Origin of the sequence: Actinosynnema sp. CA-299493 (assembly GCF_050946825.1) — a bacterium.
Lineage (GTDB): Bacteria > Actinomycetota > Actinomycetes > Mycobacteriales > Pseudonocardiaceae > Actinosynnema.
The window spans coordinates 4,031,401-4,048,987 of sequence record NZ_CP191993.1 but is presented as its reverse complement, the minus strand read 5'-3'; the positions used below and the strand labels follow the sequence as shown (position 1 = coordinate 4,048,987).

The 17,587-nt window shown below is 71.8% G+C and carries 14 protein-coding genes and 2 pseudogenes; 8 read left to right on the top strand and 8 right to left on the bottom strand.

The features are described from left to right. Position 1: 1 nt before the first annotated feature. Positions 2-1,393, bottom strand: a complete 1,392-nt coding sequence (locus tag ACQPYE_RS17470; RefSeq protein WP_498722390.1) for an ABC transporter substrate-binding protein — start codon at positions 1,391-1,393, stop codon at positions 2-4. 195 nt (positions 1,394-1,588) lie between these two features. On the opposite strand from ACQPYE_RS17470, the gene ACQPYE_RS17465 reads away from it, so the two are divergent. From ACQPYE_RS17465 to ACQPYE_RS17455, 3 genes are read left to right on the top strand one after another with little or no spacing between them, the layout of a single operon-like run. Further along, positions 1,589-2,383 (top strand): sugar phosphate isomerase/epimerase family protein, encoded by a 795-nt coding sequence (locus ACQPYE_RS17465; RefSeq protein WP_498722389.1) that lies wholly within the window; start codon positions 1,589-1,591, stop codon positions 2,381-2,383. Positions 2,384-2,388: 5 nt separating this feature from the next. Further along, entirely contained in the window at positions 2,389-3,738 is a 1,350-nt protein-coding gene (locus tag ACQPYE_RS17460) for an MGH1-like glycoside hydrolase domain-containing protein (RefSeq protein WP_498722388.1), read from the top strand. Beyond that, positions 3,726-4,778, top strand: coding sequence for a zinc-dependent alcohol dehydrogenase (locus ACQPYE_RS17455; RefSeq protein WP_498722387.1), 1,053 nt, complete (start codon positions 3,726-3,728; stop codon positions 4,776-4,778). The genes ACQPYE_RS17460 and ACQPYE_RS17455 overlap by 13 nt, the downstream gene beginning before the upstream one ends. A 190-nt stretch (positions 4,779-4,968) precedes the next feature. Here ACQPYE_RS17455 and ACQPYE_RS17450 read toward each other — a convergent pair whose 3' ends face one another. Next, positions 4,969-5,790 (bottom strand): DUF4082 domain-containing protein, encoded by an 822-nt coding sequence (locus ACQPYE_RS17450; RefSeq protein ID WP_498722386.1) that lies wholly within the window; start codon positions 5,788-5,790, stop codon positions 4,969-4,971. 589 nt (positions 5,791-6,379) lie between these two features. Between ACQPYE_RS17450 and ACQPYE_RS17445 the strand changes: the two genes are divergently transcribed. After that, positions 6,380-7,708, top strand: a complete 1,329-nt coding sequence (locus tag ACQPYE_RS17445; RefSeq protein WP_498722385.1) for a helix-turn-helix transcriptional regulator — start codon at positions 6,380-6,382, stop codon at positions 7,706-7,708. After that, positions 7,705-8,334 (top strand): 2'-5' RNA ligase family protein, encoded by a 630-nt coding sequence (locus ACQPYE_RS17440; RefSeq protein WP_498722383.1) that lies wholly within the window; start codon positions 7,705-7,707, stop codon positions 8,332-8,334. Before ACQPYE_RS17445 ends, ACQPYE_RS17440 begins: the two co-directional genes overlap by 4 nt. A 318-nt stretch (positions 8,335-8,652) precedes the next feature. On the opposite strand, the pseudogene ACQPYE_RS17435 reads toward ACQPYE_RS17440, so the two are convergent. The 3 genes and pseudogenes from ACQPYE_RS17435 to ACQPYE_RS17425 form a co-directional block, all read right to left on the bottom strand. Then, positions 8,653-9,198 (bottom strand): annotated as a pseudogene (locus ACQPYE_RS17435) (DNA cytosine methyltransferase); the annotation flags it as partial. A gap of 177 nt (positions 9,199-9,375) precedes the next feature. Further along, positions 9,376-9,912: pseudogene (locus ACQPYE_RS17430) on the bottom strand (TRM11 family SAM-dependent methyltransferase); the annotation flags it as partial. Further along, positions 9,909-11,000: a hypothetical protein gene (locus tag ACQPYE_RS17425; protein WP_498722382.1), complete on the bottom strand. Its 1,092-nt coding sequence runs from the start codon at positions 10,998-11,000 to the stop codon at positions 9,909-9,911. The gene ACQPYE_RS17425 and the pseudogene ACQPYE_RS17430, both read right to left, overlap by 4 nt. 567 nt (positions 11,001-11,567) lie before the next feature. Here ACQPYE_RS17425 and ACQPYE_RS17420 point away from each other — a divergent pair. The 3 genes from ACQPYE_RS17420 (at position 11,568) to ACQPYE_RS17410 (ending at position 14,695) form a co-directional block, all read left to right on the top strand. After that, positions 11,568-12,554, top strand: a complete 987-nt coding sequence (locus tag ACQPYE_RS17420) for a hypothetical protein (protein WP_498722381.1) — start codon at positions 11,568-11,570, stop codon at positions 12,552-12,554. A gap of 189 nt (positions 12,555-12,743) precedes the next feature. Next, positions 12,744-13,481, top strand: a complete 738-nt coding sequence (locus ACQPYE_RS17415) for a pilin (protein ID WP_498722380.1) — start codon at positions 12,744-12,746, stop codon at positions 13,479-13,481. Beyond that, positions 13,454-14,695 carry a PrgI family protein gene (locus ACQPYE_RS17410; protein ID WP_498722379.1) on the top strand — a complete coding sequence of 414 codons (1,242 nt, stop codon included), beginning with the start codon at positions 13,454-13,456 and terminating at the stop codon, positions 14,693-14,695. Before ACQPYE_RS17415 ends, ACQPYE_RS17410 begins: the two co-directional genes overlap by 28 nt. Positions 14,696-14,738: 43 nt before the next feature. Here the strand turns inward: ACQPYE_RS17410 and ACQPYE_RS17405 are convergent, their stop codons facing one another. From ACQPYE_RS17405 to ACQPYE_RS17395, 3 genes are all read right to left on the bottom strand, one after another. Beyond that, positions 14,739-15,104 (bottom strand): hypothetical protein, encoded by a 366-nt coding sequence (locus ACQPYE_RS17405; protein ID WP_498722377.1) that lies wholly within the window; start codon positions 15,102-15,104, stop codon positions 14,739-14,741. A 229-nt stretch (positions 15,105-15,333) separates the two neighbouring features. Continuing rightward, positions 15,334-16,530, bottom strand: a complete 1,197-nt coding sequence (locus tag ACQPYE_RS17400; RefSeq protein WP_498722376.1) for a glycoside hydrolase family 16 protein — start codon at positions 16,528-16,530, stop codon at positions 15,334-15,336. A 310-nt stretch (positions 16,531-16,840) separates the two neighbouring features. After that, the gene (locus ACQPYE_RS17395) at positions 16,841-17,554 is read right to left on the bottom strand and encodes a type VII secretion system-associated protein (RefSeq protein ID WP_498722375.1); all 714 of its coding nucleotides are present in this window, start codon (positions 17,552-17,554) and stop codon (positions 16,841-16,843) included. Positions 17,555-17,587 lie beyond the last annotated feature (33 nt).

Sequence of the window (17,587 nt, the reverse complement as noted above, 5' to 3'; positions counted from 1 at the left end):
CCTACTCGCCGAGTTCTCGGGCGATGGCCGCGGCCTGCTCGTTCGCCTTGCCCGCCGCGGTCGCCGCGTCACCGGAGCCGTTGACGACCTCGGCCAGCGCCTTGGGCACGACGAGCTGCCCGGCGACGGCGCCCGCGAGTTCGGCCTTGCCCTGGTTGAAACCCCAGCGCCGGAACGTCTTCGGGCTGTCCTGCACCACCGTCAGCGTCTCCGCGTCGTAGAACCGGGACAGCGGGGCCTTGGTGTCCACGCCGACGTCCAGCCCTCGCCACGCCTCGGCGTACTCCTGCGGGTTCTGCGCGGTGCCCGCGCGGACCGGGACCTTGCCCTCGGGCGCGATGGCCAGCCAGTCCCGGTAGCCGTCGGTCATCAGGAACTCGACCAGCCGCTTGGCGTCGTCCGTGGCGGCGTCCTTGAGCACGGCGAACGACGCGGTCTCGCCGAACGTGGTCGGCTCGCCGCCGTCGGGTCCGCGCAGCCCGGCGACCACGCCGGTGTTCCTGGCCAGGAACGCGGTGTCGCCCTGGCACTGCGGGCAGGTGGGCAGGGCGTCGTCGCGCAGGCCCGCCAGCTCGTCGAGCAGGTAGGACGACCAGATCACCATGGCCGACTTGCCCGCGAAGTACGTCGCCCGCGTGGTGTCGACGTCCTGGTTGCCCGCCACGGAGTGCTCGCCGATCAGGTCGGTGTAGAAGCGGAACGCGTTCACGCACTGCGGGCTGTCCAGGGCCACCGTCCCGTCGTCGCCGACGAGCCGGCAGCCGTTGGCCAGGGCGAGGTGCTCGAACGTCTGGTGGGTGAACACGTCGGCCGGCGTGGTGCTGGCGGTGATGCCCGCGACGTCGCCCTGGTCGAGCCGTTCGGCGGCGGCCCGGATGGCGTCGAACGTGGTGGGTGGCCGGAGCCCGGCCTGCGCGAAGAGGTCCTTGCGGTAGAACAGCAACTGGGCCCAGCCGTCGCTGGGCACCACCAGCTGCGCGTCGCCCTCGCGGGTCAGCTCCAGCGACTGCTCCGCGAACGTGTCGACGCCCAGGCTGTCGACGACCTGCTCGGCCGCCTCGGTGTCCAGCAGGTCGTCGGTGCGCAGCTGGCTCATGATCGGCAGCGAGATCGACCCGATGACGTCGGGCAGCTCGTCGGCCGCGGCGGCCGACGTGAGCACGGTCGTGAGCTGGTTCTCGGCGACCGCGACGAGCTCGGCCCGCACGCCGGTCTTCTCGGTGAAGCGGGCGAGCAGTCGCTCCTGGGCCTGCACGCGGTCAGCGGTGTCCTCGATCGTCCAGAAGACGAGCGGGCCGTCCGCCGAGCCGCCGGGCTCGTCGCTCCCGCAGGCCGCCAGCACGAGGGCGACGGGCACCGCGGCGGCGAGCACGCGGAGTCCTCGTCCGGTCATGGTTGCTCCCTTCCGGTGGTCCGCGACCTGGCACGGGCCATGTCCCTGGCGTCAGTGGGCGCCACTGAACACCCGTGTTCGTCCCGTGACAAGCGCCAACCCGGAGACCGCTTCGGGCCCGAGTTCGGGTGCTGCGCAGGCGTTCGCCGAACGGGGGCGGGCCGGGATCGGTATGCCGCATTGCCGTTCTGCCCGATGACGGGATTAATGGCCGACATGCCGCAGTGGGAGATCGCCTGCCAGGAGCACCTCCTGCCGGGCGCCTCGGTGGAGGAGAAGTGGGAGTTCGCGCGGCTGGCGGGTTTCGACGGCATCGAGCTGCGCGCGCCGGGCGGCGAGGCGTTCGACGCCCGCCTCGGCGACCTCGACCGGGCCGTCGGCCGCGGTGTCGTCGTGCCCTCGGTGTGCCTGGACGTGCTGCCACTGGGCGGCGACGTGGACCGGCGGGTGGACCTCATCGGGCAGGTGTCCGAGCGGATGGGCGTGATCGCGGCGCTGGGCGGTCGGGTCGTGGTGCTGCCGGTGACCGGCGGGCACGCGGCGGCGCCGTCCGCCGAGGACTACCGGGCGCCGCTGGACGACCTGCGCCGGCTCGCCGAACGGGCCGAGGGCGAGGGCGTGTCGCTGTGCGTGCAGCCGGTCAACCGCTACGAGGGCCGCCCGGTCAACACCCTCGACCAGGCGGTGGAGCTGTGCCGGGTGATCGGGCTGCCGTCGTTGCGGGTGGCCGCGCACACCTTCCACATGAACGTCGAGGAGGTCGACCCGCCCGGTGCGCTGCTGGCCGCCGGGCCGTGGTTGGGGCACGTCGAACTGGCCGACTCCACCGGGCTGGAACCGGGTGCGGGCCACGTTGACTGGTGGGCGGCGTTCGCGGCGCTCGACGCCGCGGGCCACCGGGGCTGGGTGTCCCTGGCGTGCGACCTGTCCGGTCCGGCGGAGTCCGTGCTGCCGGCCGCGGTGAGCCTGCTCCGGCAGGCCGGCGGGTGAGGGCGGTGAGCACCGGGACGACCTCCGCGCCCGACGTCGTCGACCTGCGGCGGCGGGCCGCCGCGACGCTGCTGCGCAACTGGCGCGGCTCGGCCACCGTGCCGACCGGCACGCTGTACCCGCACCAGTGGAGCTGGGACTCGGCGTTCATCGCCATCGGCCAGGCCCACCTCAGCCCGCGGCGGGCGTTCGCCGAGCTGATCGCGTTGCACGGCGCGCAGTGGCGTGACGGGCGGGTGCCGCAGATCGTCTTCAACCCGACCGTCCCCGAGGACGCCTACTTCCCCGGTCCGGGGTTCTGGCGACCGCTGCCGCCCGAGGGACCGGCGGCGGGCGTGTCGACCACCGGCCTGGTGCAGCCGCCGGTGCACGCCGCCGCCGTGCTCACGGTCGCCGAACGCCACCCCGGTGACGCGACCGACGCGGCGGTCCGACGCCTCTACCCCGCGCTCGCCCGGTTCCACGACTACCTGTTCGAACGGCGGCGCGTCGCCTCCGGCCTGGTGGGCATCGTGCACCCGTGGGAGTCGGGGCTGGACAACAGCCCGTCGTGGGACGAGCCGCTGCGCGCGGCCGATCCCGCGTCGGCCGACGACATCACCGGCCTGCGGCGCGACCTGCGGCACGCCGACGCCGGGCACCGGCCCACCGACCGGGACTACGCCCGCTACATGGGCATCGTCGCCGCCTACCGCGACCGCGGCTACGCCGACGACGACCTGACCGGCCTGCCGTTCTGCGTGGTCGACCCGCTGTTCTGCGCCGTGCTGGCCTGGTCGGAGCGCGCGCTGGCGGACCTGGCCCGACGCGCCGGCGCGGACCCCGGCAGGCACGTCGAGCGGGCCGGGGAGCTGGCGCACCAGATCCACGCAGGGCTGTTCGACCCGGCGCTGGGCTGCTACGTGGCGCTCGACGCGCGCACCGGCCGTGCCGTGCCCAGGCGCACGGTGGCCGGTCTGGTGCCGCTGCTGCTGCCGGACCTGCCCGCCGGGCGGCGGGAGGCGCTGCTGGCGACGCTCACCGGCCCCGCGTTCGGCCTGGGTTCGCCGCACGTGCGCGGCGTGCCCAGCTACGACCTCACCGCGCCCGACGTCGACCGCCACCGGTACTGGCGCGGGCCGACCTGGATGAACACCAACTGGCTGCTGTGGACGGCGCTGCGGCGGCAGGGCGAGACCGGGCACGCCGAGCGGTTGGCGTCCGACATGGTCGGCCTGGTCGCCGGCGCCGGGTTCCGGGAGTACTTCGACCCGGTGACCGGGGACGGCCTGGGCGCCGACCACTTCAGCTGGACGGCGGCGCTCCTGCTGGACGTCCTCGCAAGCGAACCAGGAGGGCAGCGATGGGAACGGTAGTACGGCTGGACGCGCCCAGGTCCGTCTCGCTCGCCGAGGAGCCAGACCCGCCGCCCGGGCCGACCGGCGTCCGCCTCCGCACCCTGTACTCGGGGATCTCCGCGGGCACCGAGATGACCCAGTACCGCGGCACCAACGCCCACTTCGTCAAGACGTGGGACCCCGACCTGCGCCTGTTCGTGCCGGGGCAGCCGACCTCCTCGTACCCGGCGGTGGTCGGGTACGAGGAGGTCGGCGAGGTGGTCGAGGTCGGCGAGGACGTCACCGCGGTCCAGCCGGGTCAGGTGGTCTGGGGCACCTGGGGGCACCGTTCGACGGCCGTGGTGGAGGAGTCGTACGCGGCGGACCGGGTGCTCGACCCGCGGGCCGACCCGGTCCTCGGCATCTTCAGCCACATCGGCGCGGTGGCCCTCAACGTCGTGCTGGACGCCGACATCCACGTCGGCGAGACGGTCGTGGTGTTCGGGCTGGGCGTGGTGGGGCAGATCGTGGCGCAGCTGGCCCGGCTCAACGGCGCGCGGGTCGTCGCGGTGGACGCCATCCCGCACCGCCTGGAGCTGGCCGGGCGGCTCGGCGCGGACGAGACGCTGGACGCGCGGGTGGGCGGCGTCGCCGAGCAGGTGCGGGTGCTGACCGGCGGGCGCGGCGCGGACGTCGCGCTCGACGTCAGCGGCAACCCGCGGGCCCTCAACGAGGCCGTCCGCACCGTCGCCTACAACGCGCGTGTCGTCGCGGGCGGCTTCTACCAGGGCGAGGCGCGCGGCCTGCTGCTCGGCGAGGAGTTCCACCACAACCGGGTCGACCTGGTCTGCTCGCAGATCTCCGGCGTCGCGCCCGGCCTGTCCCACCGCTGGGACCGCCGGCGGCTGAACACCACCGTCATCGACCTGGCCGTGGCCGGGCGCCTCCTGCTGCGACCGCTGGTGTCGCACGTGCTGCCGGCCGAGGAGGCGGCCTCGGCCTACGAGCTGATCGACACCCGGCCGGAGCAGGTGACGCAGGTGGTGCTGCGGTTCGCCGCGCCACCCGCGGCCGGGTAGGTCGCCGGGGTGTCGGCGTGCGCCGACCCGATGCCCTGAGCGGCGGGCCGGATCGGCTCGGCCCACCGGTTCCTGTCCGAGAACGCGGGCCGCGACGTCGGCACGACCGCCGCGCCGCGCTCCTACCTGGCCACCGTGCTGCCGCACCAGCACGGCGACCGGGAACCGGAGGACGCGGGCCCGTAGCGCGCTACCGGCCGAAGGTCGGCATGATCCAGTAGTTGCTGCCGTTCCACGTGTCCGCGGGGAAACCGCCGCCGTACGAGTAGACGCCCGCGCCCTTCGACATGGTGTACGGCGCGATGACCATCGAGGCGCTGAAGTAGTCCTCCGTGGAGGCGTACCCGCCCTCCGGGGTGTAGTAGGAGACCACGTACTCCTCCCCCGCGACCACCGGAACGGGACTCTGGAGCGTCAGGTAGTAGGGGGCGTTCGAGGGGAAGACCTGCTCGGCCAGCAGCGTCCCGTCCGCCGACCACACGTGCAGGGTCCGCGGGCCGGTGTAGGCGCCGCGGGTGATGGCCGCGCCGGTGAGGTGGCCCGAGCGGTCGACCCGCACCCGCAGTCCCAGTTCCACCGGGGCGTCGTCGATGTCCTGGACGACCGGCCTGCCCGGCAGCCTCGGCAGGTTCAGCGCGCACGCCAGGCAGTTGGGCTCGGGCGGCGTGGCCGATCCGCCGACGAAGAAGTGGAACGGCCCGGTCACCAGGCCGGGTCCCTGGGAGCCGGACGCGCGCAGGCTGTAGGTGACCATCCCCTCCTCCGCGGAGGGGTACTCGTGCATCCACAGCTCGCCGGTGGCCCCGGTCCCGGTCGGGATCCACGTCCCGCCGCCGTCGAAGGTGATGTCGACGCCGGTGACGTCACCCGACTCGCCGTTCGCGGCCGACCCGGCGATCAGCAGCGGCACGCCGACGTCCACCGTCGACCCGTTGGTCGGCGAAGCGGGGTACGCCGCCGGCGCGGCGTGGGCCGTCCCGGTGAGCAGAGACCCGATCAAGGTCGCGGACAAGAGGACAACGAGGATTCGTTTCACGGACGGTGATCGGCGCTTCACGTGCCGCTGTTACAAGCCGTGCCCCGTCCCGCAGCGGCTCCCCCGGCGTTCGACCGGTCGGCTGTGGGTCCGGGTGGTGCACGCCGCGTGGCCGCACGACATCGGACGCCCGGTTCACTCGTTGTGCGGCACTTCGGCGATCGTAGTGTGCGCTGCGGCCCGTGCCGGGATGAAGCAAGAGGCCGAGCAGGCCGCCGACCGGGATAACGCCTCGCCCGCTGAACGGGCTGGTGGGAGGTCGTCAGACAGCAGCATGGAGCACCCGAGGTGGAACCGCCCGCGGAGATTGGGCACGACAACAACTTTCCCAAGCTCGAAAACAGCTACTGACTACGCAATCGCCCTGACCCGGCCATGGCCATGGCCATGAGGGGCGAACCACACGCAGCACCATAATCCTGACCATTCAAGGCCTGTATCGTCCAGACGTATTTCAGCCGTACCAGGTACGATCGTGGAACAACGCAAGAGGCAACATGCTATTTGCCCCTATTTGCCCCCTGGCGCAGGCGGAGGCGATATGACACGAGATGAACACTCCACCGTGCTCGAAGCGGCCGGTGTCCGACTCGCCCACGAAATCCGCCGCCGACGCATCCAAGCAGGCCTCAGCCAGCCACAGCTCGCCACGAAGATCGGCTACACCAGGCAGTACGTGTCACTGGCGGAGCGTCTGGACCACAACCTGCCCTCGGTCGACCTCGTCAAGGCCCTCGACCACGTCCTGGACGCGAATGGCTCGTTGATCGCGCTACGCGAACAAGGCAAACGTAACCAGAAACAACTTCACCAACAGGTGATGTCGAAGAGAGCATCACGGATCGAGGCTACCGCGGTGCCTGTCACGCAGGCGGCCGAACCGGGGACTGTGGAGGAACTGCTGATGAGTGCGGCCGAGGAGTCTTCCGCCTTCTTGACATGGGCGGAGTCCACGAACGTCGGCGACCTGACCGTCGATCAGATGCACGCCGAGATCCGACGTATCGCCCACTCCTACCTGAAGGTTCCGACCCTGCCGTTGTTCGCGCGCACCAAGGCGCTGCGGGATCGGGCGTTCACCCTGCTGTCCGGGCACCAGGATCCTCGCCACACCCGCGAGCTGTACGCCGCCGCCGGATGGTCGTTGACCGTGTTGTCGTGGATCTCGGTGGATCTGGGGCGGGCCGACGCCGCGGAGGACCACGCCCGTGCCGCGTGGATGTGCGCCGAGCGGGCCGATCACCACGCGTTGCGGGCGTGGGTGCGGGCCACACAGCACACCGCGTCGTTCTGGCGACAGGACTACGCGACCGCGGCCCGGTACGCCGCCGACGGCCTGAACTACACCACGACCGGCACGGCGAAGCTGTTCCTGTCCAGCGCACTGGCGTTGGACCTCGCCCGCGGTGGTGACAGCGAGGGCGCAGGCATCGCGCTGCGTCGCGCGCAGAGCATCGCGGAGACCGCGGCTCGGGTCGAGGACGAATTGGCAGGGCCGCTGATGTGTTCGGTGGACCGCGCCGGGTCGCTGTGGTCGGACACCGAACTGGCGATGGGTCGCGCCGAGGACGCACTGGCCTTCGCCGACCGCGCCGTGGCGGAGTTCGAGGCCGCCCCGCGCGAACGCCGCAACCCGGGCTCGGAGCGCATGACCCGACTCCAACAGGTCAAAGCGCACCTGGTGCTCGGTGATCTCGCCGCCGCCGAGGACGCGTTGCGGCCTGTACTGGACACACCCGCCGCCCACCGCGTCCGGCCGCTGGTGCACCGCGTGACCGAAGCCGGAGAGCTCACAGCACGGACCGGCCACACCTCCGACCCCGCCGCCAAACGAATCCTCGAGGCTATCGTCGACTTCCGCGCAGACACCGCGACGAGGGAGCTGACCGCGTGAACGAGCTGGAACCCATGCGGGACCACTGGTGGTGGCGGCCAGGCTGGAAGGCCGGGCGGTCGTTCTACACCTGGCACGTCACCTTCGCCGACCAGCCCGGCGCGCGGCGGCTCGTCGCCGACTACGCGCCCGCGCTCGCCTCGCTGCCCCAACTCGACCCGGTCCCCACGCGCTGGCTGCACCTGACACTGCAAGGCGTCGGCTTCACCGACGAGATCAACCGACACGACGTGAACCGGATCGTCGACGCCGCCCGCACACGCTGCGCCGAACTGGAACCGTTCACCGTCACCATCGGCCCCGCCCACGTCGACCCCGAGACCATCCAGATGCCCGCCCGACCGCTGGAGCCGCTCGCCGGGTTGCGGCAGGCCATCCGTGCCGCCATCGGCGACATCCGGGGTCCCGACAACGTCCCCGAACCCGAGACGGGCTTCCGGGCACACGTGTCGCTGGGCTACTCCAACACCGCAGGTCCCGCCGAACCCATCGCCGAAACCCTCCGCACCCACGGCGGGCACACCGGCGAGGTCACCGTGTCGACCGTGTCGCTGATCGACCTCAACCGCGACCACAAAGCGTACGAGTGGACCGATGTCGCCACCGTCGACCTCGGAACCACCTAGATACTTCGCGGTGTCGTCAGTAACCCTGTCGGGTTCACGAGTGGGAGCACCTGCTGCGACAGCGGTGGCCGGGATCCCCGTCCGGCCGCACGGCCCGCCGTTGCGGTGTCCGAGGCCCGCGGGGTGGGCAGTAGCGGACGCTCGCCCGGCGTCGGGCCACCTTGCCTGCTCGCGGCTGCGGCACCGTTCGATGAGCCGTCGTGCGCGGTCGACATCGCCGGCATCCCCGCCCCTTCGACCGGGGCGGGGCACGCGGAGCCAGGCGAGCAGGAACACCCGTTCGCGGCGGTGGGCTGCTCCGATGTCGGAGGCGCGGACGCTACGCCATGCCGCGTCGTACCCCGTTTCGGCCAGGTCGCCGAGTACACGGTGCAGTCCTCCCCCGCGCCACCGAAGCGCGGCGACGTTCTCCACGACGACGAGCGCTGGTCGTAGTAGGCGAAGGCCCGCCACGATGTCGGTCCAGAGTCCACTGCGGGCTCCTTTCTCGATGCCCGCGCGCTTGCCGGCGGAGGAGATGTCCTGGCAGGGCCATCCGGCGGCGAGCACGTCGACCGGCTCGACTCCCGCCCAGTCGATGTGCCTCAGGTCGCCGAGGTTGGGCACGCCCGGCATCCGGGCGGCGAGGATCTGCTCGATGTGCGGGTCGGGGTCGGCGACCCAGGCGATCCGGCCGCCGCCGAGTGCGGTCAGCACGCCGAGGTCCAGGCCGCCGTAGCCGGTGCACAACGACCCCACGACCGGACCGCATTCGAGGCTTGAGGTGCCCTGCCCCGGCCCCGGCGTCACCGCCGGAGCCGGGGCAGGAACGAGCGGACGTGCCGCCCGCACACGGGGCGAGCGGGGTAGACGGTGCCGGGTCATGCCGCCCGTCCTCGCTGGGCGGAACCGTCACCGACGTGGCCGGTGGACAGCGTCGAACGGACCTGCCCGAGGTCGGTCACGCTCGCCGCAGGCCCGCCAGCGGTCTTGTGCAGGGCGGTGCGGAAGACGAGCACGTCCTCGTGCGCGATGAGGTGGTACTTCTGCACCCCACGCGCCCGGCGCGACCGCCACCTGCCCGTGGGTCGAGGGGCCGTAGGGCGGGGAGGTCACCACCAGCGCCGCTTGCCCTATGTACTCCTCCGGCAGCAGCGTCACGAGCTGGCGGGCGTCGCCGTGGAACACCCGCGCATCAATGCAATCTTCACCGCCGACGTTCTGCTTCCGCGCGAGGTCGAGATTGGTGTTGGCGACCTGCACCCAGTGGGGTTCGTACTCCACGCCGACGGCGCGGCGGCCGAGACGGACGGCTTCGACGAGGGTGGTGCCGATCCCGCACATGGGGTCGAGTACCAGCTCGCCCGGGCGGGTGTAGTGGGTGACGGCGTGGCGGACGACCTCGGGCAGCATCTTGGCCGGGTGCGCGGTCGAGTCGGGGACGTAGGTGTTCTTGCGTTGGGCCGCCGGTGACGCCTGCGCGGTGGTCCACACCGAGACCGCGGGCGGCTCGGGCCGGTCGTCGCTGGTGCCGGTCGAGGGGTTCGCGTCGGTGTCGGCGGAGGGTCGAGTAGAACGGGGAGTGCGCGGCACGCTCATCGGATGTCTTCCTTCCGCACGGGTGCGTCCGTCGGGGGTTGGTGGTCGTGCGGTTGGGCGAAGACGAGGACGTCGGAGTGGATGCGTTGGTGGGGTGCGGGCAGTCCGCGTACTTGCGCGCGGTGCCGCGTGCGGGCCTGTGCGTCGTCGGTGTCGGTGTGGTCTGACGTGCCGTCGCGGTGGTGGGTGGGTGGTGTGTCGGCGAGGTGGAACTGTCCGTCGCGGACGGGGGCGTGGACGGCGACGACGTGCTGGAGGTAGAGGAGGTCGGCGTTCTGCCCGGCGGTCACCACGGCGCCGGTCGGGTCGGTCAGCTCACCGCTGGTCCAGTCACAGTGCGTGAGCACGGTGAGGGTGCCGCCGGATCGCAGCAGGCGGGCCGCGTGGACGGCGACGAGGTCTGCCGCGCGGTCATCGGAGTGGTGCGGGCGCAGGCTGGTGATGACCAGGTCCGCGGTGCCGTCGGCCGTCAGCAGACCATGGTGCGCCGTGGCTTCGATGGCGACTGCCGGTGTCGTCGGGACGGTCGCGGAAGCCGGGCCGGTGTCGTCGAGGAAGTCGGCCCGGAAGGGGCGGGAGGCCGGGTCGGTGGCGGTCGGGTCGGCCGGGACGTGCTCGACGCGCACGGCCCGGTCGAGGTGTTCGATCGTGCGCACGGCGTCGGCGAGTTCGGGGTTCGGCTCGGCGTCCGGCGCGTGGTCGATGACGCCGTCGATCCCCTCCGGAACGGTCCCCGGTAGTTGGTGGCCGGTGGTGGGCCAGGTGAGCAGGACGACCTGTGCGGCGGGACGGCTGAACGAGGTGACGATGCGTTGCACCAGCGCCGTGGGCCATGTGGCGTCGAGGTCGATCGGGTGCGCGGTGGCGGTCCAGACAGTGGCCGGGGTGGGTGTGGAGGTCGAGCCGCGCGGCCGGGAACGGGTGGTGTCGCCGGTGGGCTTGGCGGGGCTGACGCGGGTGGTGGTCGGGGCGGTCGGCCAGGGACGACGGTCTGCGCCCTGCCGTCCACCGGGGCGGGGTGGGGTGGGGTGCGTGGTGTCGGCGTGGCGTTGTGGTGGGCGGCTGTCGGAGTGCTCGGGTCGGGCCATGGGATTCCCGTCGCTGAGGTGGGGTGCGCCCGTCGGTGCGGGACGCTGACGACACCCGAGAACTCCGAATAAAGGCCCTCCGGGGACATGCGGTGGGCCACTTTCCGAATGACTCCATAGTCACGTTGAAACTGGTGAAGGCTTACGCTCCGCCTTCGCGCATGCGAGGAGGGCGGCTTTCACGCGGGACGGTGGCGGCGGTTTCCGGCGCGAGTCGTCGCCGGTCGGCTCGTCATTTTCGCGCCGCTGCCTGAGGGACACCGCTATGACCAAACTGGTACCGAACTAGTACCGGACCCGACTAAGCACAGCTAGAGGGGCATTACCGCCGCGCCGTTGAGGATCTTGAAAACGTCAAGCCGATGATCATGCTCACCGTGAAGGTCGATCTGCGGATGATCAGGGAGGCGCGCGGAAGGTCGTCGGTACCTGTGCGGTACTAGTTTGGTCAGTGGTTGGTACTACCCGCTGTGGCGTCCTGGGCGAGTCGTTGTTCCGACTCGCTTCGGGAGCTGTTCCATGACTTCACATGACGTCGTTCCGCGCTCGGGTTTCGAGCGTGGTGACATGCCGTTGGACGCCGTCCGGTCCGCGTTCGCGTGGCTGACCGTCGGCCCGCACCCGGTGGGTGTCGACGGCCGGTTGTTCCCCGGCCTGCCGGCGCGGCGGGTGCCGCTGGACGAGCTGCGCGACCGGCTGCTGAACCGCCGTTGCCCGCAGGCGCTGCGGGACGCGGTGTGGGCGCACCTGGTCCTGCTCGCCCGCACCGAGGGCGGCACCTGGACCGTCGGCGCGGTCGGTGTCGCCCTGCCCGCGCTGATCTCCATCGTCGCCGCGCTGTCGGCGAAGTTCGCCGGCGATCCCAGCGACATCCACGCCGCCGTGCTCGCCGGGTTCGTCGCCGAGCTGGGCGAGGTGGATCTGCGTCGGCCGCGCATCATGTTGCGGTTGCGGTGGGCGGCCTACCGCGCCGGCCACGCGGCCGTGCGCGAGGCGCTCGACCGGCCGATGCCGTTCAGCCCGGGGTTCCGCTCGACCGCGCCACAACCCCCGTGGGGCCACCCCGACTTCGTCCTGGCCCGCGCCGTCGCCGAGGGCGCCATCACCGCGACCGAGGCCGAACTCATCGGCTCCACCCGCCTCGAAGGCGTGTCCCTGACCGACGCCGCGGCGGCACGCGACCTGTCCTACCAAGCGGTGAAGAAAGCGCGCCGGCGTGCCGAGCACCGCCTGGTCGCCTACCTGCTCGACGACACCGCGGACACGACGCACACCGGTGCGGGCGAGGACGATCCGGCGACCCGGGCGGTCGACTCGGTGGTCATCACCACGGCCGCCCGACGGTCGATCTCCACTACCGGTTCATCACGCAAAGTGACGGCTTTACGGAAGCGCGCGCCACGGAAATCGCGGGACCGCCTGTCCCCGCGGGACGGATTTTCCGGAGTTCACGGACGCGGGAGGACCTCGCCCTCCCCCGCGCCCACCACCTCCTCACCCGAGCCGCCACAGCGGCTGTCGGGCCCGACTCCGGGAGCCTCACGATGCGCCTGACCCGGACCCCCGTCCATCCTCGCCACCACCGCCGACACGCCCACAACCGACCCGTCGACCGATGCGCACCGGACCACTGTGAGACCAGTTCGCACGTCCGTCCGGCCACCTGCCTCGGCTCCGCTCCGTGCAGCCGGCGGACTGCAATCCTCCGATCTCTCACGCGATGCGGGCCGCGCGTTCCGCCGCATGCTCGTGCTCGCCAAGGTGGTCCTGCTGGTACTGCTCGCCCCAGGGTCGGCCGCCCAGGCGGACACCGTGGTGCTCACGATCGCGGGCAGCGTTGACGAGGTGCTCAACAACATCCGCAACTGGTTGATGGGCATCCTCGCCGGACTGGCGACGGTGTTCCTCACCGTGGGCGGTGTGCGGCGGGTATTCGGCGCCGGCGACCCCGGCGAGCAGGAGAAGTCCGCTGCATCCACCGCGCATCCGCACCAGCGGAACATGTCCTTGACCGGCCTCGGGTCTGCATCGCCATCGATCGGCGGTGTCACCACTGTCGGCATCCGCGCAACCCGCCGATCCGTGCGCCGGCCCGGGACCGTGCCTGGTGCCGTGTCCACCGAGCACGACGAACTCACCGACGGCATCGCCACCGACGACGGTGCCGTCCACGACAGCGCCGCCGAACCCGTGCCTGAGCCCGCAGTCGGGTCAGCCTCCACCGCCGCAGTGCCTGCCCGCACCGATGCGTCCGGCGGAGTCCGAGTGCGGGATTCTCAACCCCGGCGCCTGCATCGGGGAGGGCATCGCCGGGTTCCTGCACCTGCTGGTCGGCGAGTCGCTCAACGTCCTGTTGGGCTGGGTGGGCAGCAGTCTGCTGTCCACGCCGACGCTGGACGACCTGCCCAGGGTCGGGGAGATCTGGGAGCAGTCGCATCCCGGCCAATGTCGACATGCACGACCGAGTACTCGGCCCGCTGACCGCACGCCAACTCGCCGTCCTCGCCACCACCGGGACAGTCCTCTACCTGATCTGGGCGGCCACCCGCACGTTCGTGCCGATCGCCGTGTTCGCGGCCTTCGTCGTCCCGCTCGGCGCGGCGGCGACGATGCTCGCGGTCGGCAAACGCGACGGGATGCCGCTGGACACACTGCTGCTCGCCGCCATCCGACAACGCCTGGCCCCACGCCACCGCGTCGCCGCCCCGGAGGGAGTGCGACCGGCACCCGCGTGGCTCACCCCGACCGCGAACCGGACCACCGACGGCAAGGGCCGCGTCGAGCGACCCGAGCAGGTCTCCCCTTCGGCGCTGCGGCTGCCTGCCGAGGCGGTGACCGAGACCGGGGTGGTGGACCTGGGCGGTGACGGCCTGGCGGTGGTCGCGGTCGCCTCCACGGTCAACTTCGCGCTGCGGACCCCGAACGAGCAGGAGGCGCTGGTCGCCTCGTTCGGCCGCTACCTGCACTCGCTCACCGCCCCGGTGCAGGTGGTGGTGCGCACCGAACGGCTCGACCTGACCGCCGAGCTGCGAGAGCGCGCGGGCGGACTGCCGCACCCCGCGCTGGAGGCCGCCGCGGTCGAGCACGCCGACTACCTGGCCCAACTCGGCGAACAGTCCGACCTGCTGCGCGAACCGATCGACGGTGCCGCTCCAACCGACGGACTGGGTGGCCCCGGGCCGCTGGCGGTGCTCGGCGCGATGGCCGGCAAGCGCCTCCGCCGCTACCGTTTCCCGCCGGCTATGAAATTAAAGAACGGAAGTGACAGGACGACAAGGCGACGAAGGACGAGCGGAATCGTAGGGGACATGCGGGCCCGGAGCGTGAGCACCAGTCCGTCCCAATGTGTCCACCGGCTTGCGGGCAAGCGAGTCTGGGATACCAAGGGATCCCCTTACAGCATGCCGGCCTGCCTCTACACCGACCGGTGGGGGTGGTGCCCTAACAGGATCCCTAACCTGATCCCCAATGTGATCCCTCACGTGAACCCGCGACGGCCGTCACCGTACGCGCAGTCGATCTCCATGAGAGCTACTCGCCGTGACGATCAACTAAGCGCACCGGACGCGGGGGGAAGTAGGGGCGTCTGCACGCTTGGCCATGCGCGATCAGAGCGACCGGACGCCGCAGCCTCGCGAAGGAGTCGACGACCACGGGCCACAGCCGCTCGTCCACAGCCCCGGAAACGGCCGTGACCCGGACCGCGGTCGCGGTCCGGGTCACAGCGGTGACCACCGGTCAGTAGGGGAGCTTGCCGTAGCTGAAGGCGTTGAAGGTTCCCCAGGTCTGCACGAGGGTCCGCCCGCCGGCGAAGGTCCAGTCCACGCGGGAGGGGGTCAGGGCGTTGCCGACGATCGGCCGGGCGGAGATCGCGAACCTCTCGTTCGCGCCGACACCCACCATCTCGACGCACTGGTTCGGCCACACACCGACCGTCGACATGCGCCGGTCGGGGAAGCTGGCGAACGCGAGGTAGCCCGAACCGTAGTTGCACAGCTTGAAAGCAGGCGTCGCGGCCTGCGCGCTGCCGGCCGTGCCGAATGCCGCCACGGCGGCCAGCAGCGATACGGCCACGGCCAGGACGGCGCGTTTCAGGAAAGTCATGGTGCGGTCACTCCTCATGTCCAAGGAAAGGGTGTGCAACGGCGTCTTGGAACACCGGTACTCTCACGCCGTCGCCGCGTGCTCGGCAACGCCGATCGGACGTCGCTGCCCGAACGGGCGGGACGCTTTATCTGTTCGGCTCAACGTGAGCGAGAGAAACCTCGCACCGGCAGGATGCCGGGGCCGTCCTGAGTAGACCGTCCACTGGCGACGAGGTCCCCGGAACCGTTCAGCCGCACGGGGCGGTCGAGCCCCGGAGGGTGTCGAGGCGTTCCACACCCCCGGAGCGCAGACCCGTCACCTGCCCGACCGCGTCACCGGGCGCGATCGACGCGTCCTGCGCGTAGTAGGTCCAGTCGACCTGCTGCACGTAGGTGCTGCGACCGCCTTGGTGGCCGTTCAGGTCGACGAACCAGGTGTTGTAGTACAGCCCCATCCCCTGCCGCGGCAGCACCGAGTGCCCCTCGCCGTCGCTGGTGTGGTCGGCGACCAGCGCACCGTCGAAGTAGTAGCGCACGTGACCGCCGCCGACCTGCGCCACCACCGTGTGCCAGCCGTTCGCGCTGCTCGTCATGGTCGTGACGGCCTGCTTGGCGTCGTACGGGTCCGGACGCACGGTGTAGACGCTGGCGTGGCTGCGCATCGGTCCTGGCGAGCCCCACGCGCCGTTCGGCGTGTACTCGGTGAGGCTGAGCTGGCTGTAGAGGGGGTCGTAGTCGCCGTTCATCGGGGACAGGGTCGTGTAGGCCTGCATGAGGTGGTCGCCGTCAGCGCCGGTGGTCGGGCCGTCGGCGAAGCGGACGCGGCTGGCGTAGGTGCCCTCGCGGAACCTGCGCGCGCCCTGGAACAACTCGGCCTGGGTGGTACCGGCGGCGGTGCCGTCGGTGGAGGCGGCGAGTTGGGCGACCGACTCACCGTCGACGGCGGGGAAGGTGACGGCGTCCGCCGACCACCGCGCGCCACCCGGGCCGGGGCCGCCGGGGTCGGTGCGGACGGTCCACCCCGCCGCGGTCAGCCGCCCGTCGCGGCTGGAGGAGTACCGGAAGTCGTCGAAGAACCGGCCGCACGGCGGTGGGCCGGCCGCGATCGGCTTCACGACGGCGGGCGGGGCGACGGGCGCGGGAGGGTCGGAGGCCGCGGGCGCGGCGGGGAGCGGGGCCGGGGAGCCGGCGGCGCTGGAGGAGGACGCGGACGAAGGGGTGAGGGTCGATGTGGAGGTCGCGGGGACGGCAGCCGTGGTGCGGGACGCGGCCGTGCCGCCCACGAAGCTGTCACCGCTGATCGTCAAGGCGGCCAGGACCACCACGACGGCGACCACCGCGACCGGCAGCAGCAGCGCCGCCCTGGGCGGCCTCGACGACGACCGGAACGCGGGTAGCCGGAGCCGGGGCAGCGCCGCGGTGGCCAGGAACCGGGTCCGGGACAACCGGTGCCTGGTGAGCGGAAGCCTGGGCGGGGAGAACCTGGCCAAAGGGAGTCGAGGCAGAGAGAGTCGGGGCAGGGAGAATCGGGGCAGAGAGGGCCGGGGCAGTCGCGGTCGCCGGAGCGCCAACTTCACCAGCCGCCTGCGCAGCCTCCAGTACCACTTCGGTGGCGACACCATGAACCTGCTCCTCCGCGTGATCGGTCGTCGGTGACGACCGTCGCCGACCTCGGCCGGACGGGGCAACGCGTGAGCGGGGACAGTGGACGCCGGCCGGTCAGGTCCGCCTCTTCGGGCACCGGCGGGGCAGTCGTCAGACGATTGGCGGAGGCGCCTGCTCCTCGACGTCGGCCTCGCCGTCCGGGACGGGCACGCCGTCGAGGTGGGGAGCTCCGACGGGGTCCACCACGTCATCGGTCTTGGCACTGCTGACCGGCGGCACCTCCCAGGGCGTCACCTCCAGCACATCGGTCTTGCGGAAGCGCTCGTAGGCCTCGGCCAACTCGTCGTCGGTCATGGCGAGCGCCCGGCGCATGAAGTCGCCGAACAGGCGCGCCGAGGCCGGGCCGCCGGGGTTGAACAGCACGTCGACGTCGTCGGCGAGCAGGTTCACCAGGTCGGCCAGGTCGATGCGCCGCCAGTCCGGCGAGCTGACGCGCTGCCGGTGCACCTCCGAGGTGGTGATCACCACGCACTGCACGTCGTCCGGTGAGAGCATCACCAGCGGCCGGTCGTCGCCGTTCATGGCGATGTCGAACAGCGAGTCGCGCAGCAGCAGCTGGAACTGCTCGGCCTGCGCCTGACCGTTGATCACCTGCCGCAGCAGCGCGTCCATCGGGTCGGCCGGCGAGTCGGGGTCGCCGGGGAAGTAGGCCGGGTTGGTGCGGAACGGCCCGACCCTCCCGTCCGGGTGCACCGGCCACAGACCCACCACCGCCTCCAGCGGCGGCGCCTCGTCCTGGCTCTGCGGCTCCCACGTGTGGTCCATCAGCAGGAACCAGTTCTCGACGTCGGCGTCGACCTCCACGTCGTCCTCCTGTCGCGGTGTTGTGGCCGTGGA